At 61.5% G+C, this 15,893-nt stretch carries 17 protein-coding genes and 1 pseudogene; 5 read left to right on the top strand and 13 right to left on the bottom strand.

The features are described from left to right. Positions 1-115: 115 nt before the first annotated feature. Together ABSY17_RS16885 and ABSY17_RS16880 are read left to right on the top strand one after the other, a co-directional pair. Entirely contained in the window at positions 116-1,021 is a 906-nt protein-coding gene (locus tag ABSY17_RS16885) for a DnaJ C-terminal domain-containing protein (protein ID WP_378943199.1), read from the top strand. Further along, positions 1,022-1,372, top strand: coding sequence for a MerR family transcriptional regulator (locus ABSY17_RS16880; protein ID WP_378943197.1), 351 nt, complete (start codon positions 1,022-1,024; stop codon positions 1,370-1,372). A 23-nt stretch (positions 1,373-1,395) separates the two neighbouring features. Here ABSY17_RS16880 and grpE read toward each other — a convergent pair whose 3' ends face one another. The 5 genes from grpE to ABSY17_RS16855 all read right to left on the bottom strand — a co-directional run bounded on the left by grpE (position 1,396) and on the right by ABSY17_RS16855 (position 6,166). Beyond that, positions 1,396-1,938, bottom strand: a complete 543-nt coding sequence (grpE, locus tag ABSY17_RS16875) for a nucleotide exchange factor GrpE (protein WP_378943194.1) — start codon at positions 1,936-1,938, stop codon at positions 1,396-1,398. Next, positions 1,931-3,823, bottom strand: coding sequence for a molecular chaperone DnaK (dnaK, locus tag ABSY17_RS16870; protein ID WP_378943192.1), 1,893 nt, complete (start codon positions 3,821-3,823; stop codon positions 1,931-1,933). The genes grpE and dnaK overlap by 8 nt, the downstream gene beginning before the upstream one ends. A 146-nt stretch (positions 3,824-3,969) precedes the next feature. Continuing rightward, positions 3,970-4,653 (bottom strand): cyclic nucleotide-binding domain-containing protein, encoded by a 684-nt coding sequence (locus tag ABSY17_RS16865; RefSeq protein ID WP_378943189.1) that lies wholly within the window; start codon positions 4,651-4,653, stop codon positions 3,970-3,972. A gap of 201 nt (positions 4,654-4,854) precedes the next feature. Continuing rightward, positions 4,855-5,802 (bottom strand): ring-cleaving dioxygenase, encoded by a 948-nt coding sequence (locus ABSY17_RS16860; RefSeq protein ID WP_378943186.1) that lies wholly within the window; start codon positions 5,800-5,802, stop codon positions 4,855-4,857. Between the two features lie 67 nt (positions 5,803-5,869). Further along, on the bottom strand, positions 5,870-6,166 hold the full coding sequence (locus ABSY17_RS16855; RefSeq protein WP_378943183.1) for a DUF2218 domain-containing protein: 297 nt from the start codon (positions 6,164-6,166) through the stop codon (positions 5,870-5,872). 166 nt (positions 6,167-6,332) lie between these two features. On the opposite strand from ABSY17_RS16855, the gene ABSY17_RS16850 reads away from it, so the two are divergent. Both ABSY17_RS16850 and ABSY17_RS16845 read left to right on the top strand, forming a co-directional pair. Beyond that, the gene (locus ABSY17_RS16850) at positions 6,333-6,905 is read left to right on the top strand and encodes an NADPH-dependent FMN reductase (protein ID WP_378943181.1); all 573 of its coding nucleotides are present in this window, start codon (positions 6,333-6,335) and stop codon (positions 6,903-6,905) included. 36 nt (positions 6,906-6,941) lie between these two features. Next, positions 6,942-7,457 carry a Dps family protein gene (locus tag ABSY17_RS16845; protein WP_378943178.1) on the top strand — a complete coding sequence of 172 codons (516 nt, stop codon included), beginning with the start codon at positions 6,942-6,944 and terminating at the stop codon, positions 7,455-7,457. 66 nt (positions 7,458-7,523) lie between these two features. On the opposite strand, the gene pqqE is transcribed toward ABSY17_RS16845, so the two are convergent. From pqqE to ABSY17_RS16805, 8 genes and pseudogenes are all read right to left on the bottom strand, one after another. Then, positions 7,524-8,606 carry a pyrroloquinoline quinone biosynthesis protein PqqE gene (gene pqqE, locus ABSY17_RS16840; RefSeq protein WP_378952784.1) on the bottom strand — a complete coding sequence of 361 codons (1,083 nt, stop codon included), beginning with the start codon at positions 8,604-8,606 and terminating at the stop codon, positions 7,524-7,526. Between the two features lie 207 nt (positions 8,607-8,813). Next, a pseudogene (locus ABSY17_RS16835) lies at positions 8,814-9,032 on the bottom strand (PqqD family peptide modification chaperone); the annotation flags it as partial. Further along, positions 9,029-9,787: a pyrroloquinoline-quinone synthase PqqC gene (gene pqqC, locus ABSY17_RS16830; RefSeq protein ID WP_378943176.1), complete on the bottom strand. Its 759-nt coding sequence runs from the start codon at positions 9,785-9,787 to the stop codon at positions 9,029-9,031. The gene pqqC and the pseudogene ABSY17_RS16835, both read right to left, overlap by 4 nt. Beyond that, the gene (gene pqqB / locus ABSY17_RS16825) at positions 9,784-10,713 is read right to left on the bottom strand and encodes a pyrroloquinoline quinone biosynthesis protein PqqB (RefSeq protein WP_378943173.1); all 930 of its coding nucleotides are present in this window, start codon (positions 10,711-10,713) and stop codon (positions 9,784-9,786) included. The genes pqqC and pqqB overlap by 4 nt, the downstream gene beginning before the upstream one ends. 161 nt (positions 10,714-10,874) lie before the next feature. Next, positions 10,875-10,970 (bottom strand): pyrroloquinoline quinone precursor peptide PqqA, encoded by a 96-nt coding sequence (locus ABSY17_RS16820; RefSeq protein WP_378943171.1) that lies wholly within the window; start codon positions 10,968-10,970, stop codon positions 10,875-10,877. A gap of 317 nt (positions 10,971-11,287) precedes the next feature. Then, positions 11,288-12,145, bottom strand: coding sequence for a substrate-binding domain-containing protein (locus ABSY17_RS16815; RefSeq protein ID WP_378943168.1), 858 nt, complete (start codon positions 12,143-12,145; stop codon positions 11,288-11,290). Positions 12,146-12,149: 4 nt separating this feature from the next. Then, complete coding sequence (locus ABSY17_RS16810) at positions 12,150-12,671, bottom strand: c-type cytochrome, methanol metabolism-related (protein WP_378943166.1); 522 nt, start codon at positions 12,669-12,671, stop codon at positions 12,150-12,152. Positions 12,672-12,840: 169 nt separating this feature from the next. Continuing rightward, positions 12,841-14,742, bottom strand: coding sequence for a methanol/ethanol family PQQ-dependent dehydrogenase (locus tag ABSY17_RS16805; RefSeq protein WP_378943163.1), 1,902 nt, complete (start codon positions 14,740-14,742; stop codon positions 12,841-12,843). A gap of 677 nt (positions 14,743-15,419) precedes the next feature. On the opposite strand from ABSY17_RS16805, the gene ABSY17_RS16800 reads away from it, so the two are divergent. Then, entirely contained in the window at positions 15,420-15,776 is a 357-nt protein-coding gene (locus ABSY17_RS16800; RefSeq protein ID WP_378943161.1) for a hypothetical protein, read from the top strand. The last annotated feature ends 117 nt before the right edge of the window (positions 15,777-15,893 follow it).

Here is a 15,893-nt window from a genome sequence, read left to right as displayed (position 1 = left end):
GCCGCATTGACGACTGTCAGTTTCAGCTTGCCGGCTTTCGTCTAATTGCAGGTGATGCCGGAACCGGTTGCGGCCTTCTGCATCAAGACTTTCGAGCTGAGCGGCGGAGATCCGAATGAGCACGGGCGATCCGTATGAGGTACTGGGTGTTTCGCGAGATGCCTCCCAGAAGGACATCCAGGCCGCCTACCGCCGTCGCGCCAAGAAGTTGCACCCCGATCTCAACCCCGGCGACAAGCAGGCTGAGCATCAATTCAAGGAGCTTTCTGCCGCCTACGATATCCTGGGCGACGAGGACAAACGCGCGCGCTTTGACCGCGGCGAAATCGATGCCCAGGGCATGGAGACACCGCAGCGTCGCTATTACCGCGACTTTGCCGGGGCCGAGGCCGGAGCCTACCAGCACGGATCATCCTTCGACGATGCCGGTCTGGACGATATTCTCGGCGGGTTCTTCTCACGCGGGTCGGCACGCAATTTTCGCCGGCGCGGAGCCGACATCCGCTATGTTTTCGAAATCGACTTCCTGGACGCTGTCAACGGTGCCAGCCGCAAGGTGACGATGCCTGACGGCCGGACGCTGGAGATACGCATTCCGCCCGGCGCCCATGACGGCCAGATATTGCGCTTGCGCGGGCAGGGAACTGCCGGCGACGAGGGCGAACCGGCTGGCGATGCCCTGATCGAACTGCATGTGCGCAGCCACCCCTTCTTCAGACGCGACGGTGACGACATCCGCTTCGACTTGCCGATCTCGCTGGCGGAGGCCGTGAATGGCGGCAAGATCAGGGTTCCGACACCGAGCGGACCGGTAATTGCTTCGGTCCCGGAAAACTCCAGCAGCGGCAGGACTTTGCGCCTGAAAGGCAAGGGCGTCGCGAAGAAGAATGGAACGAGAGGCGATGCATTTGCGACGCTCAAGATCGTGCTGCCGGACAAGCCTGATTCCGAACTTAGGGAATTCGTCTCGAACTGGTCCGCCGGAAAAGCCTTTGATCCCAGGCGATCGGTGGAGGCTTAGATGTCGAGTGAGGAAGAATTTGCCGGCCGCGCCCGGATCGACATCACGAGGCTGCAGGTCTGGCTCGACGAGGGATGGATCGTGCCGAGCCGGATCGGTGGCGATGCCGTCTTCAGCGAGGTCGACTTGGCGCGAGCGGCGCTGATCCGCGATCTCGACGTGTTGATGGGCGTCAATGACGAGGGCATCGGCGTGATACTTGGGCTAGTCGACCAACTCCATATGCTCAGGCGCGATTTCGATACGATGGTCGAGGCGCTGAAGGCGGCGCGGGCCGAGGATGAGAATGCCCGCACCGGCAACGTGCGCCATCAGCCTGAAAATACGGACGGCGGTCTGCCGCACCGCTGACCTGCCATCAGCGGACGCGGTTTTCACTCATCCCGTGCAGCGGCAACGCCGACCATGGCAGGCCTGAGCAAGCGTTCATGCATGATGTAGCCGGGCTGCAGCACCTCGATGATCTTGCCTTCCTCGTCATCAGGCCTCTGGAAGACCGCCTGGTGGAGATTGGGGTCGAACACTTCGCCGAGCGGTTCGATCTTGCGCACGCCGTGACGCTCGAGCGCGGCCATCAGGTTGCGCTCTGTCACCTCGACCCCAGCGACGAGTTGCTTCATCTCGGCTTCGCCAGACTCCGTCGCTGCCGCGCTCTCGATGGCCCGGCGCAGGTTGTCGAGTGTTTCGAGCAGGTCCTCGGCCAGTTTCGAAGCGGCAAATTTCACCGCCTCGTCGCGTTCGCGCTGCATCAGCCGTCGGATGTTCTGCTGTTCGGCCAGCGCACGCAGCAGCTTGTCCTTTGTCTCGGCAAGTTCCGCTTCGAGGTCCGGCGTTGGCTCGTCTACGCCGGGGCCTGCCGGTTCCGCGGCTGACGCCTCGGGCGTTTGGCCAGCCTGATCCTTGGGTGGCTCAGCCATGCTTGTGCTCGTCCGATTCTTCGATTTCTTCGAAATCGGCATCGACGACATCCTCGCCGGACGCCGGTCCTGCACCTGCGCCAGCCTGGTGAAGCTTGGCGCCGAAATTGGTCGACGCGACTTGCAGCGCGTGGCTCTTTGCCTCGATGTCGCTGACCGAATCTCCGGCCATGGCGGTCTTGAGGTCGTTGATGGCTGCTTCGAACGGCGCCTTGTCGGCCTGGGAAACCTTGTCGCCGGCTTCGTCGAGCGTCCGCTGGGCCACCGCTATATGCGCATCGGCATGATTGCGCGCCTCGATCAACGCGCGTCTCTTCTTGTCGCTTTCGGCGTTGGCCTCCGCTTCCTTCACCATCCGGTCGATGTCGGATTGCGACAGGCCACCCGACGCCTCGATCTTGATCTTCTGTTCCTTTCCAGTCGCCTTGTCCTTGGCGGTGACATTGACGATGCCGTTGGCGTCGATGTCGAATGTGACTTCGATCTGAGGCATGCCGCGCGGTGCCGGCGGAATGCCGACGAGGTCGAACTGGCCCAGCAGCTTGTTGTCGGCGGCCATTTCGCGCTCGCCCTGGAACACACGAATGGTGACCGCGTTCTGGTTGTCTTCCGCGGTCGAGAAAACCTGGCTCTTCTTGGCGGGAATGGTGGTATTGCGCTCGATCAGTCGAGTGAAGACACCGCCCAGTGTCTCCAGTCCGAGCGACAGCGGCGTCACGTCGAGCAGAAGCACGTCCTTGACGTCGCCCTGCAGTACGCCGGCCTGTATCGCCGCACCGATCGCGACCACTTCGTCGGGGTTGACGCCTTTGCTGGGCTCACGCCCGAAGATCTCGGTAACGGTCTCCTGTACCTTGGGCATGCGGGTCATGCCGCCCACCAGCACGGCTTCGCCGATGTCCTGGGACTTCAACTTGGCGTCCTTCATCGCCGCCCTGCAGGGCGGTTCGGTGCGCCGGATCAGGTCTTCGACAATGTCTTCGAGCTTGGCCCGGCGCAGCTTGATCTCGAGATGCTTGGGGCCATGCTGGTCGGCGGTGATGAACGGCAGGCTGACGGTCGTTTCGATGGCTGACGACAGTTCGATCTTCGCTTTTTCCGCTGCCTCGCGCAGCCTTTGCAGGGCAAGCTTGTCGCCGCGCAGGTCGATGCCCTGGTCCTTCTTGAATTCATCGGCCAGCCAGTCGACGATCCGCTTGTCGAAGTCCTCGCCGCCAAGGAAAGTGTCGCCGTTGGTTGCCTTGACCTCGAATACACCGTCGCCGATGTCGAGGAGCGAAATGTCGAAGGTTCCGCCGCCGAGGTCATAGACCGCGATCGTGCCGCCCTTCTTCTTGTCCAGCCCATAGGCAAGGGCCGCCGCCGTTGGCTCGTTGATGATGCGCAGCACTTCTAGGCCGGCGATCTTGCCGGCATCCTTGGTGGCCTGGCGCTGGCTGTCGTTGAAATAGGCCGGCACGGTGATCACCGCCTGCGTGACCTTTTCGCCGAGATAGGCCTCGGCGGTCTCCTTCATCTTGACCAGCACGTAGGAACTGATCTGGCTCGGGCTATACGTCTTGCCCATCACCTCGACCCAGGCATCGCCATTGTCGGCCTTGACGATCTTGTAGGGGACTAGGCCCTTGTCCTTCTCGACGGTCGGGTCATCATAGCGACGTCCGATCAGCCGCTTGATGGCGAAGATGGTGTTTTCCGGATTGGTCACGGCCTGGCGCTTGGCGGGCTGGCCGACCAGGATCTCGCCGTCCTTGGTGAAGGCGATGATGGAAGGCGTGGTGCGCCCGCCCTCGGCATTTTCGATGACCTTGGCCTGGGTGCCTTCCATGATCGCCACACAGGAATTGGTCGTACCCAGGTCGATGCCGATTACCTTGCCTGCCATGATTGCCTCCGTGGACGTGTCGCAGCCGGCGCTGCCGCGCCTTCGGCCAGTCTTGGAGCCAACTGCGATCGATTGCCTTGACCGTCGTCAGTTTCGGGCCCCGGGGTGCGGGACGTTGCTGCCCAAAATTGCCGAACACGGGGGGATCAGTACTGATCCCGCTTCACGATCTTGATCCGTCGCGGTCCCTGCAAGGTGATGACGCCACGTTCCTGCAGATCGGTAAAAGCGCGACAGACCGTCTCCACCGAAATCCCCAGCATGTCGGCGATGTCGTAACGCGAAATCGGCAGTGGTGCGTCATCGTCCTGGGCGACCGCCATCCGGTCGCAGAAATAGGAAAGAAAGCCGCGAACCTTCTCCTGCGCAGTCATCGTGCCGACGACCAGCATCTGTTCCTCCAGTCGTTCGATGGCCTGGAAACACCGCGCCCGGATGTCCTTGGCAGCGCAGGGGTCGATGTCGGCCAGCGCCTCGACCCGTTGCCGCGGGTAGCATTCGAGCGTGGTGTCGTCGGCGACTGCCTGCACGCCGAACCAGCGATGGGTGCGCAGCGTGAACCCGAAGAAATCGCCCGGCAGGAGGATGTCGATGATCTGCCGACGCCCATCGCTGCGCACGACATATTCGCGAACCGCACCCGAAACCACGCCGTACCAGTTGTCGCTGCGCTCGTCCTGACCAAAGACCTCCTGGTCGCGCTTGAAGTGCTTGACGTAGGAGATGGCGCGAAGTGCCTCCGATGAGGACGAAGCGTTGGCGGTGATCGGCTGCAACGCGATCGATTTGGCGAGGGATTTCGAGCTCTGGAAATGCTGCACCTTGTACATCCTTTCTTGCGAATGGATCCAGATCCGATGCTTCCGCTGCAGTTTTCAACTGACCCGGAAGTCGGCGGCGCGCGGTCCGACTGGAGCAGGAAATAGGGCCGCGTCGAGGACGTCGAATGCGGACCCCGCCGACATGGCGGGCGTTTCATTCACGATCGTATGTCCGTCTCGGGTAACATCAGGCGGGCTTGAAGAACTCCATCAGTCCAAAGGTTTCAGATTGGCCTCGATCGCGGCTCGCTTCGCCTCCAGAAACGGCGGAAGTGACAGGCGCTCGCCGAGGCTGTCGAGCGGTTCATCGACGTCGAACCCGGGACCGTCGGTGGCGATCTCGAACAGAATGCCGTTGGGCTCGCGGAAATAGAGGGAGCGGAAATAGTAGCGCTCGACCTCACCGCTGGAGGGTAGGCGGAACTGCCCCAGCCGTTCGGTCCATTCGTGCAGGCCTGCTACATCAGGCGTCCGGAACGCGACATGATGAACGCCGCCCGCGCCTTGCTCGGAGATGGGCAGCCCAGGCTGGACGGCGACATGCAATTCGGCCGCCGGTCCGCCCGGACCCATTTCGAAGACATGCACGTCGCCCTGGCCGTCGGGGGAGGGGTATTCGCGTGCCTTGCGCATGTTCATCACCTGCAGCAGCACGACTTCGGTATAGTCGAGCCTCGGGACGCTGATGGTGATCGGGCCAAGGCCCCGGATCTGGTGCTGCGCCGGCACGGGGCTGTGCTCCCATGGATGCGCGACGCCGGCGCCGCCGTCATTGACGAGCCGCAGGCGCTGGCCTTCCGGATCCTCGAAATCCAGCGTGGCGCGCCCGTCCAGTTCGATGATCTCGCCATATTGTACGTTTGCCTCGGCGAGGCGCTCGCGCCACCATTCGAGGCTGGGGATTCCGGCAACGCGCAGGCTCGTGCGCGATATGCTGTGCCGGCCACGGCGCTCGGGCGCCACGGGCCAATCGAAGAAGGTCAGGTCCGTGCCTGGCGTCGCCGCACCGTCGCCGTAAAACAGATGGTAGGCGCTGGTGTCGTCCTGGTTGACGGTCTTCTTGACCAGCCGCATGCCGAGCGTCTCGGTGTAGAACCGCAAGTTTCCCGGCGCGTCGGCCGTGATGGCCGTCAGGTGATGGATTCCGGTCAGTTGCATGGGCTTTACCCCGTCTGATGCGCGACGCTTCGGGTTCGTCAGTCGCACTTGCCACTAACGCGCCTGATCAGGCAGGGTTCCCGCCTTCACGCCAATCGAACGCAAGCTCTTCGCGAAAGGCGAAGCGCTTGATGTGATCTTCGACAACCTGCTGGAAGCGGGGCAGGTCGGCTGCATCTGTTGCTGAGAGTTCAATGTTCAGGGTGTGCTCGTCGGCATCAAGGATGCAGGGCCCGAATGGCAGCGCGATTTCGCCATGGGTCGGGGTGAATTCGACTGTGAATTTGTGCCCCCAATGCTTGCAGAGCTGCTGCAGATATCGACTCGCATGGGCGGTTTGGACGTCGGCGCGGCGCTTGTTCATCGCGGTGTTCCTGAAGCTGGAGTGGGGAGGAGGCACGTCATGAGCGAGCCGCCGGGGCAAGGAGGACGGCCGCAATATATGACGGAAATTGCTGGATGTCAGTGCAGCCGGCCTGGTCAGGCGCTAGCTGCAAGACCGTCGTTTCTCACATGCATGGGAAGTCGCCATGACCCAGCACACGGTAGGCTATCTGATCGGCAGTCTCGCCAAGGGATCCATCAATCGCAAGCTTGCCAAGGCGCTGGTGAAGCTTGCACCGCCGGAACTAGTGATGAGCGAGATTCCGTTCAAGGACCTGCCGCTCTATAGCTACGACTACGATGCCGCTTTTCCACCGGCCGCCCTGGCCTTCAAGAAGGCCATTGCCGACGTCGAGGCTGTGCTTTTCGTCACGCCCGAATACAATCGCTCGATCCCCGGCGGGCTGAAGAACGCGATCGACTGGGCTAGCCGGCCCTACGGCCAGAACTCGTTCACGCGCAAGCCCTCGGCCGTCATCGGTACATCCCCCGGCGCCATCGGCACTGCTGTTGCCCAGCAGGCCCTGCGCAGCGTGCTGGGCTTCTGCAACTCGCCTCAGATGAACTCGCCGGAAGCATACATCCAGTTCACCCCCGGCCTGATCACCGACGATGGCGAGGTGACCAATGTAGGGACGGAAGAATTCCTGCGCAACTACATGGCCGATTTCCATCTTTTTGTTGCCCGGGTGCTGTCGGTACTGCCGAAGGATGCCTGATGGCCCGGTCGCTCATCTCGAATAAGGAGGCAGACTATGGACAAGGATGCTGCAAAGCACCGCCGTGATGCGCCGATGCAGACGCCGACGGATTTGAAATCGAATGCGGTCCGGGACATCGCAGGTTCGCTGAACCTCGTGCTGGCGGATGTCTTTGCCTTGTACCTCAAGACCAAGAACTTCCATTGGCACATGTCGGGGCCGCATTTCCGCGACTATCATCTTCTGCTGGACGAACAGGCCGATCAGATTTTCGACATGACCGACCCCATCGCCGAACGTGTCCGCAAGCTCGGCGGAACGACCCTCCGTTCAGTCGGGCACATCGCTCGCCTGCAGCGCGTACTCGACAACGACGCCGACTTCGTCACGCCGGAGGATATGCTGGCGGAACTGCGCGACGACAACCAGCAACTGGCGACCCACATGCGCGAGGCCCATTCCGTGTGCGACGAGCACGGTGACGTTGGGAGCGCTAGCCTGCTCGAAACCTGGATCGACGAGGCCGAACGTCGGACATGGTTTCTGTTCGAGACCACTCGCCGCGCCTGATTTCGCTTCCGGTTCGTCTGTGACCCGTCACCGGCCTGGCTTGAGAAACCGTCAGGAAAGCGGCGCCTATGCCGGGGTCTCAGCGCCGATCCGGCGCCATGCAAACGTGTCCTGCTCCCCGTCGTTGTCAGGCGAAGCAGCCTCGACCAACATTGCCATCCGAGCATGGAGCGGTGATTTGATGCAGGCCGGATCGGTCGCCGCGGCATCGCCGACAATTGCCATCGCCTGGCATCGGCAGCCGCCCCAGTCGATCTCGCGCCTTTCGCAACTGCGGCAAGGTTCCTGCATCCAGCCTGTGCCACGGAAAGCGTTGAAGGCCGCTGAATTCGTCCAAATCTCGGCGAGCTCATGAGGCCCGAAACGCTCGAAGTCCAGGGAGCGGATCGTCTGCGCAGCGTGGCACGGCAACACCGTGCCATCAGGCGTTACGACGAAGGCGTCGCGCGCCCATCCTCCCATGCAAGGTTTCGGATAGGTGGCGAAATAGTCCGGAGGCACGAAATCGATATTCATGACTCCGACGAGCTCTTCCTTGGCCGCCTTTACGTATTCGGCTTGTCGATCGACTGCCGCCCGGTCGGGCATCAGCCAATGGCGATTGGCAAGCGCCCAGCCGGCATATTGCACATTGGCGATCTCGAGCCGCTCCGCGCCGAGCGACAGCGCCAGCTGGATGAATTCCGGAACCTCGTCGATGTTGTGACGGTGGATCGGTGCATTGATGGTGAGTGGCAGGCCTGCCGCCCGCGCCTGTCTTGCGGTCTCGAGCTTCTTGTCGTGGCTACCGCGATGATTGCCGATGCGGTCCGTCGTGCCTGGTCGCGCGCCCTGGAAGCTCAGTTGCAGATGATCGAGCCCGGCCTCGGCGAACGCCGCGATGTGGCCTTCCGCGATGCCGATCCCGGCGGTGATCAGATTGGTGTAGACGCCGCGCCCCGAAAGCCCTGCAATCAGCTGCTCCAGGTCGCGGCGCAAGGTCGGCTCGCCGCCGGAAAGATGCACCTGCAGCACTCCAAGGTCTGCAGCCTGGCCGAAGAGGTCGAGCCAGGTTTCCGTTGGCAGTTCGCGATTGGCCTTGAGCAGTTCGATCGGGTTGGAACAATAGGGGCATTGCAGGGGGCAGCGATGGGTGAGTTCCGCCAGCATGCCGATTGGAGGAAGGAGCGCGCTTCTCTCGGTGCGCTGCACGTCCTTGCTTGTGCCCAAAGGACGTTCCAGGGCGCTGAATTCAAGGGTCGCGCCCGGCGAGAATCGATCCCGATCTTCGGGTCGACGCAACAGCCTCACCAGCAGCCGGTCGGACCATTCCTGCAGGAAGGCGACGACATCGCCGGCGAGGGCGGCTTCGGACGCATCGTATTCGGTGGCAAGGCTGGCGACGATCTGGCCGACATCGGTGCATCCGTCGCACCGGCTGAGAATGTCGAGGCTGATGTCGTTCGGCCAGAACACCCGTTCCGGTGAAAGCACAGCGAATGCCTGGCGCAGCGGATCATAGCGGATATGCACGTGGCCCGGCAGCGACGGAACAGACTGAAGCGAAACTATTGCTCGTGCGCACGGCGTCGTCATCGCGGCACCTCCGGCTGGAATGCTCCCGGCGGGATGTTTCCCTCCTCGCCATAGGCGTGCTGGAGCGCGTCTAGCATGGTCCAGAGGATGTCGCACTTGAACACGAGCGCATCAACGGCGGCCTGCTGGCGCTCCGGGGTGTCGGCATGCTCCAGCACATAGGCAAGAGCAAATGCGGCATCACGCGAAGCCTGCTCCGGCCGCGCCGTGAAATATGCCAACGTGTCCTTGGTAATGTAGTCGTATCTGGCCAGCATTGCCGGCACCCGCTCGCCGATTATGGCCGGCGAAAACAGTTCCGTAAGGGATGATGCGACCGCTTCCAGCAGTGTTTGGCTGGCACAGAAATTGAGATAGGCGCCAACGGCGAAACGCGTAGCCGGCAGCGCCAGCCTCTCGCTCTTGACGGCATCGGCATCGAGCCCCAGCGAAGTCGCCAGATGCAGCCACCGCGCGATGCCGCCGCTCCAGCCGTCCTCGCCGTCATGGTCCTCGATGCGCTTGCGCCATGCCGCGCGAAGGGCCGGGTCTTCCGCACGCGCCAGGATCGTAGCGTCCTTGCGCGGAATGATTGCCTGATAGCAGTAGCGATTCAGCGCCCAGGCCTGCATCTCGCCCTTGGACAGGGTGCCTGCCGTCATCCTGTGGTGGAAGAGATGGCGATTGTGATAGCGTTCCGCACCGACTTGCCGCAGCACGACCTCCAGTTCGGTAGCGGACAATCCGCCTTCGGCTACGCGATGGAAACTGCTCATAGCCTTATCTCCATTCCATCATGGGCTATCTCCCAGCCCGCCTCGCGGACTGCGGCGTGCTCGGCTGAGTGTTCGTCGAGAACCAGATTGGTATTGTTGACATGGATGAAGATGCGGCGGCCGACCATCACGTCGGCCAGCGCGGCGATGGAGCCGGCTTCTCCCGACATGGCCAGATGCCCCATCCGGCCCCCTGTCTTCTGCCCGACGCCGGCTGATATCATCTCGTCGTCGGTGTAGACCGTGCCGTCGAAAAGCAGCAGATCCGCGCCTTCGAGGCGCAAGCACAGATCCTCGTCGATGCGTGCGCAGCCCGGGATGTAGAAAGCCTCCCCGCAGCCCTCGGCCGTGATGCGCAGGCCGATCGTGTCGCCGCTGTCGGAGCTGAAATCGGCTTCCGGCATGGCGGAATTCTCGAGATAGAGAGCTACTTTCCCGGGGACGGCGAAGCTTTCGATCCTCACGCCCGTCTCTTGGCCATCCGCGCCGCAAATCTCCAGCACGTCACCAAGGTGCAGAACGCGCCGGGGCACGATCGCGCGATCGAGGACATTGAAAATGGGGTTCGCGTCAAGCACTGCCAGAACTTGTCCTGTCGCATAGATCGCGAAGGGCTGTCGCTCGCGCAAGCTGAGAAGGCCGGCGACATGGTCGACATCGGCATTGGTGAGGACCACGGCCCGAATGGGCGTTGACCGCAACGGCGCTTCTGCTGCCGGCTGCAACTCGGGCGTCTTGCTGATTTGCTGGCGAATATCAGGAGAGGCGTTGAACAAGACCCAGCCGTTCCCGTCAGCGGAGGCGGCGAGGCTCGATTGCGTTCGTTCGCCCACCCCTTGCTCGCGGGCCAAGCGGTTCAGCCGGTCATTGCAGTTCCACTGCGGAAAACCTCCGCCCGCAGCCGATCCGATGACCTTCAGGCGCATGGCAACACCCCCTCCGGCTTGCCCTCGTATCTCGGGACCACATGCGACCCGAACGCCTTCACGGATGACATGGCGGTTCAAAGGACGCTGGCATCCTCCAGGGAACGTGGGCGGAAGGCGATGCGTGCCTCTGCGTCGGCAGGAGCACGCATCGTTTCCCCCTACTTCTTGGGTTGGACTTCGGCAGGCAGGTAACGCGAGATCTCGAAGCCCGCAGCGACCTCGCACATGGTCGGTTTGGCCCAGGTTTTCTTCATGGCATTCCTCCTTGCACCGGCCGGAAGGCCGTTTCTGTCACGTCAGCCCTTGCAAGGCATCGTTGTGCAATGGCTGGTCCTTCAAATGGACAAAGGGAAGTGAAGGTGCTTGAAAAACCGGAAATCGAAAGCTTGGCTCGTTTCGGCCGCAATGCTCGCTACGGCAATATTCGCTGTGACAATATATAGGGTCGGTTCTCCTCCAGCGGTAGGGTTGGAGTTTTCTCAACCGCCCGAACCTGAGGGCACGAGAAAACCGAACTGCAACTCCATTCGATGTCCTGCGCTGCTGGCTTCCAAGGACATCCAACAATTGGTCACTCAGTGATCGGCTTGTCGTGCTCGTCGAGCAGCGGCACGTCAAAGCCGAGCAAAATCCGATTGATCTCCTCCTGATTGTCCTTGATGAGCCGGTTGAGTGTTCGCTTCCATTCCTGGTCGGAGGGGCGCACCCCCATCGTGATGCGATAGGTCATGCGCGATCCCGTTTTCTCGCTCACCAGCGGAACGACGGCGAGATCCGCCCCGGACTTCCTGGCGTAGTAACCGCCCATCGGCCCCCACACGACCGCGGCGTCGATGTGGCCGTCCAGCATGTCCTTGATCATGAGTTCGGCGACCGAGGGCACCACTCGCGTGTCCACCATCAGCGGGTAAACCTTGGCGGTCTTCATCAGATTGGCACGGGCCATGTTTGCACTGGGCGGCGTTCCCTGCACGACGCCCAGTCGTTTGCCCGCGAGTTTCGGATCCTCGAGCGTTTGGACGCCGTCGAGACCGCTGTCCTTCTTGAATACCAGCACATAGGCGGAGCGATAGTAGGCGTTGGTGTTCTGAACCAGCTCGTCGCCTTGCGCAAAGCCCATGATGATGTCGCACCGATTGGCGCGCAACGTATTTCGGACGAAGCCCGTGAACATCGGGAACCACGTGTACGTGACGGATTTGCGCCCGGTCTTCTCGGCGACCAGCTCGGCCAGCTTGTTTTCGAAGCCTTGACCGCTCTCGTCGCTGAACGGCATGTTCGAGGGATCCGCGCACACCCGCAACATGTCGGGGTCGACCAGTTCCCCGGCAGCGCCGAGGCCCGCACCTTGGGCAAGGGCCAGGGTTGGCGCGGTTGCCATCATCAGCGCCGCCGCGATCGTATGCCGAAGAAGATTGCGCGCCAGCATGACCTCATCCCCCCATGCACGACGCTTCGTAGTCCTTGGCGGACTGCGGTTTTTCGGCTCTCTTGGGCGGCCGGCCACGTGGGATCGCGTCGACCGCACGTGCCCTCAGATAGATGTAGAGGTCATCCAGATAGCAATAGACGTTCTTGTTGTCGCCGAAGGCAGGCATGACGTTTTGATTGCCACCTGCCATGTTCTTGCGGCCTTGAGCGACAATCGAGAGGAATGTCGCATAGTCCAGGGTCTTGAGTGAATCGGCGAGCGCCGGCGCATAGGACGACCCGACGCCGTCGGGGCCATGGCAGACATGGCAGTCCGAATGGTAACGGCGATAGCCGCTGAACGTATACCAGTCCACGCTCCCGTCTTCCTGGATCTTGAAGGTCGGGTTCCCTTGGGCGTCGAAATACTTGCCGTTGTCATCTTTGACCGCGGCTGCCTTCTGTTGGTCGTCTTCAGCGCGGGCCATCCCCGAGATTGCCAGAAAGATCAGGGCAACAACCATGCCTGAATTGCGAGCGGTCATTCCTACTCCTCTCCTCATTTCGCCACGGACGCAGCTTTGCTGTCGCGATGCGGCGGTAGCAGGTGCTCGTAGTTGGATGGCGAAATCGAGAGCCCGGCTCGGTCCCGGCGAACCGGGCTCTCGCTTCTTGGCCTTCCGCCTTGTCGAAGACGGATTGAGGGTCGGCAGATCAGTCCGGAAGCCCGAAGACGGTCAACTGGCCGCCGAGTGCCGTATATTGGGCAAGGCCCGCATAGCCGCCTACGGCGCCAAGGCCTGCCGTGCCGATCACCTGGGCCTGGTCGCCCTGCGCCCGACCCTGGTCGACCGCGCCATGCCATGCGGCTGCGTTTTCCGGCGAAAGCAGACCACCTGCCAGGCCGATGCCAGCCCAGCCACCGACACCCGAGAGCACGGCTACGTACTGCTTGCCGTTGTGTTCATAGGTGTTGATGTTGCCGATGATGCCTGACGGTGTCTTGAACTTGTAGAGTTCATTGCCGTCCTTATCGACTGCCTTGATGTAACCTTCCAGCGTTCCGTAGAAGACGACGTCGCCATCGGTGGACAGCGCGCCGGACCACACTGAAAAGAGCTCCGGCTTCGACCAGACGATCTCGCCCTTGGCCGCATCCCACGCGATGAAGTTGCCCATGCCGCCATGGCTGTTGGCAGCCGGGAACATCGACACCGTCGCGCCGACATAAGGCTGGCCGGCGGTGTAGCTTACCCGATAGGGCTCATAATCCATGCAGACATGGTTGGTCGGCACGTAGAACAAGCCGGTCTTGGGCGAGTAGGTCGCAGGCTGTTGATCCTTGGTGCCCAGCGCTGCGGGGCAGATGCCGGCGGTGTTGACGTCCTCGCCATTGGTCTGGGGGGAGAACTTCGGGTTCACCTTCGGTCTGCCGAAAGTCGGGCTGTTCCGATCCATGTCGATCTCGGTCGCCCAGTTGACGGCCGGGTCGAATTTCTTGGCCACGAGCAGATCGCCGGTCGCACGGTCCATGGTGTAGGCAAAGCCGTTGCGATCGAAATGGACCAGCACGTCGTGCTTCTTGCCGCCTATGTCCATGCCGTCGACGAGGATCATCTCGTTGACGCCGTCATAGTCCCATTCGTCATGCGGGGTCATCTGGTAGACCCATTTGGCCATACCGGTGTCGGGATCGCGGGCGAAGATGGCCATCGACCAGCGATTGTCGCCCGGCCGCTGAACCGGGTTCCAGGTCGAGGGGTTGGCGGTCCCGTAGTAGATCAGATTCAGCTTGGGATCATAGGAATACCAGCCCCAGGTGGTGCCGCCGCCGCTCTTCCATTGCTCGCCCTCCCAGGAAGCAAGGCTGGAATCCGGTCCGATCGGCTTGCCGAGGCTAGTCGTCTTGGCCGGATCGACGAGCATGTCCTTGTCCGGCCCGGTCGAATAGGCCTTCCAGGCCAGCGTGCCGTCCTTGATGTTGTAAGCCGCCAAGAAACCACGCACGCCGAATTCAGCGCCGGAGATGCCGACGAGGACCTTGTCTTTCACGACCACCGGCGCAGACGTTCCGGATTCAGCCTTGCTGCCGTCGATGGCCTCGCCGTTCTGCACCGACCACACGACCTTGCCGGTCTTGGCGTCGAGCGCCACCAGCGTCGTGTCGGCTTGATTGAGGAAGATCTTGCCGTCGCCATAGGCAACGCCGCGATTGACGGTGTCGCAGCACATGATCGGAATGACGTTCGGATCCTGCTTGGGTTCGTATTTCCACAGGATCTTGCCGTCATTGTTGAGATCGAGGGCGTAGACGATATTTGGGAACGGCGTGTGGACATACATCACGTCGCCGATCACCAGGGGGCCGCCTTCGTGGCCGCGCAGAACGCCAGTGGAGAACGTCCACTTCGCCTGCAGGTTCTTCGCATTGTCCTTGTTGATCTGGTTGAGCTTGGAGTAGCGAGTATTGGCATAGTCGCCCGTCGGCATCGCCCAGTTCCTGGGGTCCGAAGAAAGCTTCTGGAGTTCTTCATTGGCCCAGGCGCCAAATGCCGAAGCGCCTGTTATCAGCGCCGCGGCAAGAGGAATGCACATCGATTTCCTGAATAAGCGCATTCGAGGATCCTCCCGAGGTTCACATTCCGAAATCAGTCTACAAGCCGCCCGCAGGAGCTTGCCTGAACGATTCATGTGGTGGGAAGTATTCCGGCAGCGTGTCACGACCCAAGCCGAATAGGCGAGGCACCGTTACCGCCCACCGCACTTGACCTACGAAAGACTATCGCCGCTCCCTATGACGGTGACGTCATTGAAGCCGGAAACGCCGTAAGAATATGTCATTGATAAGCGAGAGGCAAGCAAAAACAAAAAACCATATCTTGCGCCACTGCGCGAATAATTATGCGAAATCAATTCTGATAGATTGATCGTTTTGTCGGTTTCTTCGAGAAACTTTTTGTCAATCAAAATCATAATTTTGTAGATTTATCGATGCCAATGAAGGGTGTGCCACGAGTAGTTATTTGGATTTACTATTAAAACTCTGATTGCGAGATCGCCACGAAGTACGATTTCGCTTGGCCCGCTTCAGACAATTGGCACAAATCAGTATTCGTATTGAATTCCCATGATGCCGCCAAAGCCGGCTCGGCGAGGAGCATGCCGGGTGTAGCACTTACCTCCTTCGGTCTTGTACGACTCCCATTTGCCAGCTTGACTGGCGTCGTCGCAGATTGCCAAATGGCGCGGCAGATCCCATCTTCAGATCGTGTCAGGCTCCCAGGAGCTTCGTGATGCCTAGATTGATCGGATGCTCGGCCTTTGTCGTCTGTATGGCCACCGCGACACTGTCGTTGGCCGGCCCGGCCAAGGCTGCAGGGGGCTACCCGACCGACGCGCTGGCCGACTATGTCTTCGGCTGCATGAAGTCGAATGGCGAGACACGCGATGCGCTGGAACGATGCTCCTGCTCGATCGACGTCATCGCTTCGATCGTACCCTACGAGCGCTATGTGACTGCAGAAACCTTCAGGCGGATGGCGCTGACCACGGGCGAGGCTAGCGCTCTGTTCCGCGAGAGTGCGCCCGCCAAGGCGGCCGGCGCGGAACTCAGGCGCGCGCAGGCCGAGGCCGACGTCCGCTGCTTCTGAGTACAAGCGACGCTTCAAGCGGCCATTCGTCGTGAAAACCTTGGCGTCCGTGTCGGCAGCCTCGACGCGGTCTTTCCGGCCCTGTGCGTGCTGGGGGCGAAGCGGCCTCCGCACAAC

This window comes from Mesorhizobium sp. ANAO-SY3R2 (assembly GCF_042466635.1).
In the GTDB taxonomy this organism is placed as follows: domain Bacteria; phylum Pseudomonadota; class Alphaproteobacteria; order Rhizobiales; family Rhizobiaceae; genus Aminobacter.
Note: the sequence above shows the minus strand (reverse complement) of the source record. Positions and strands in the feature narration are given on the sequence as shown.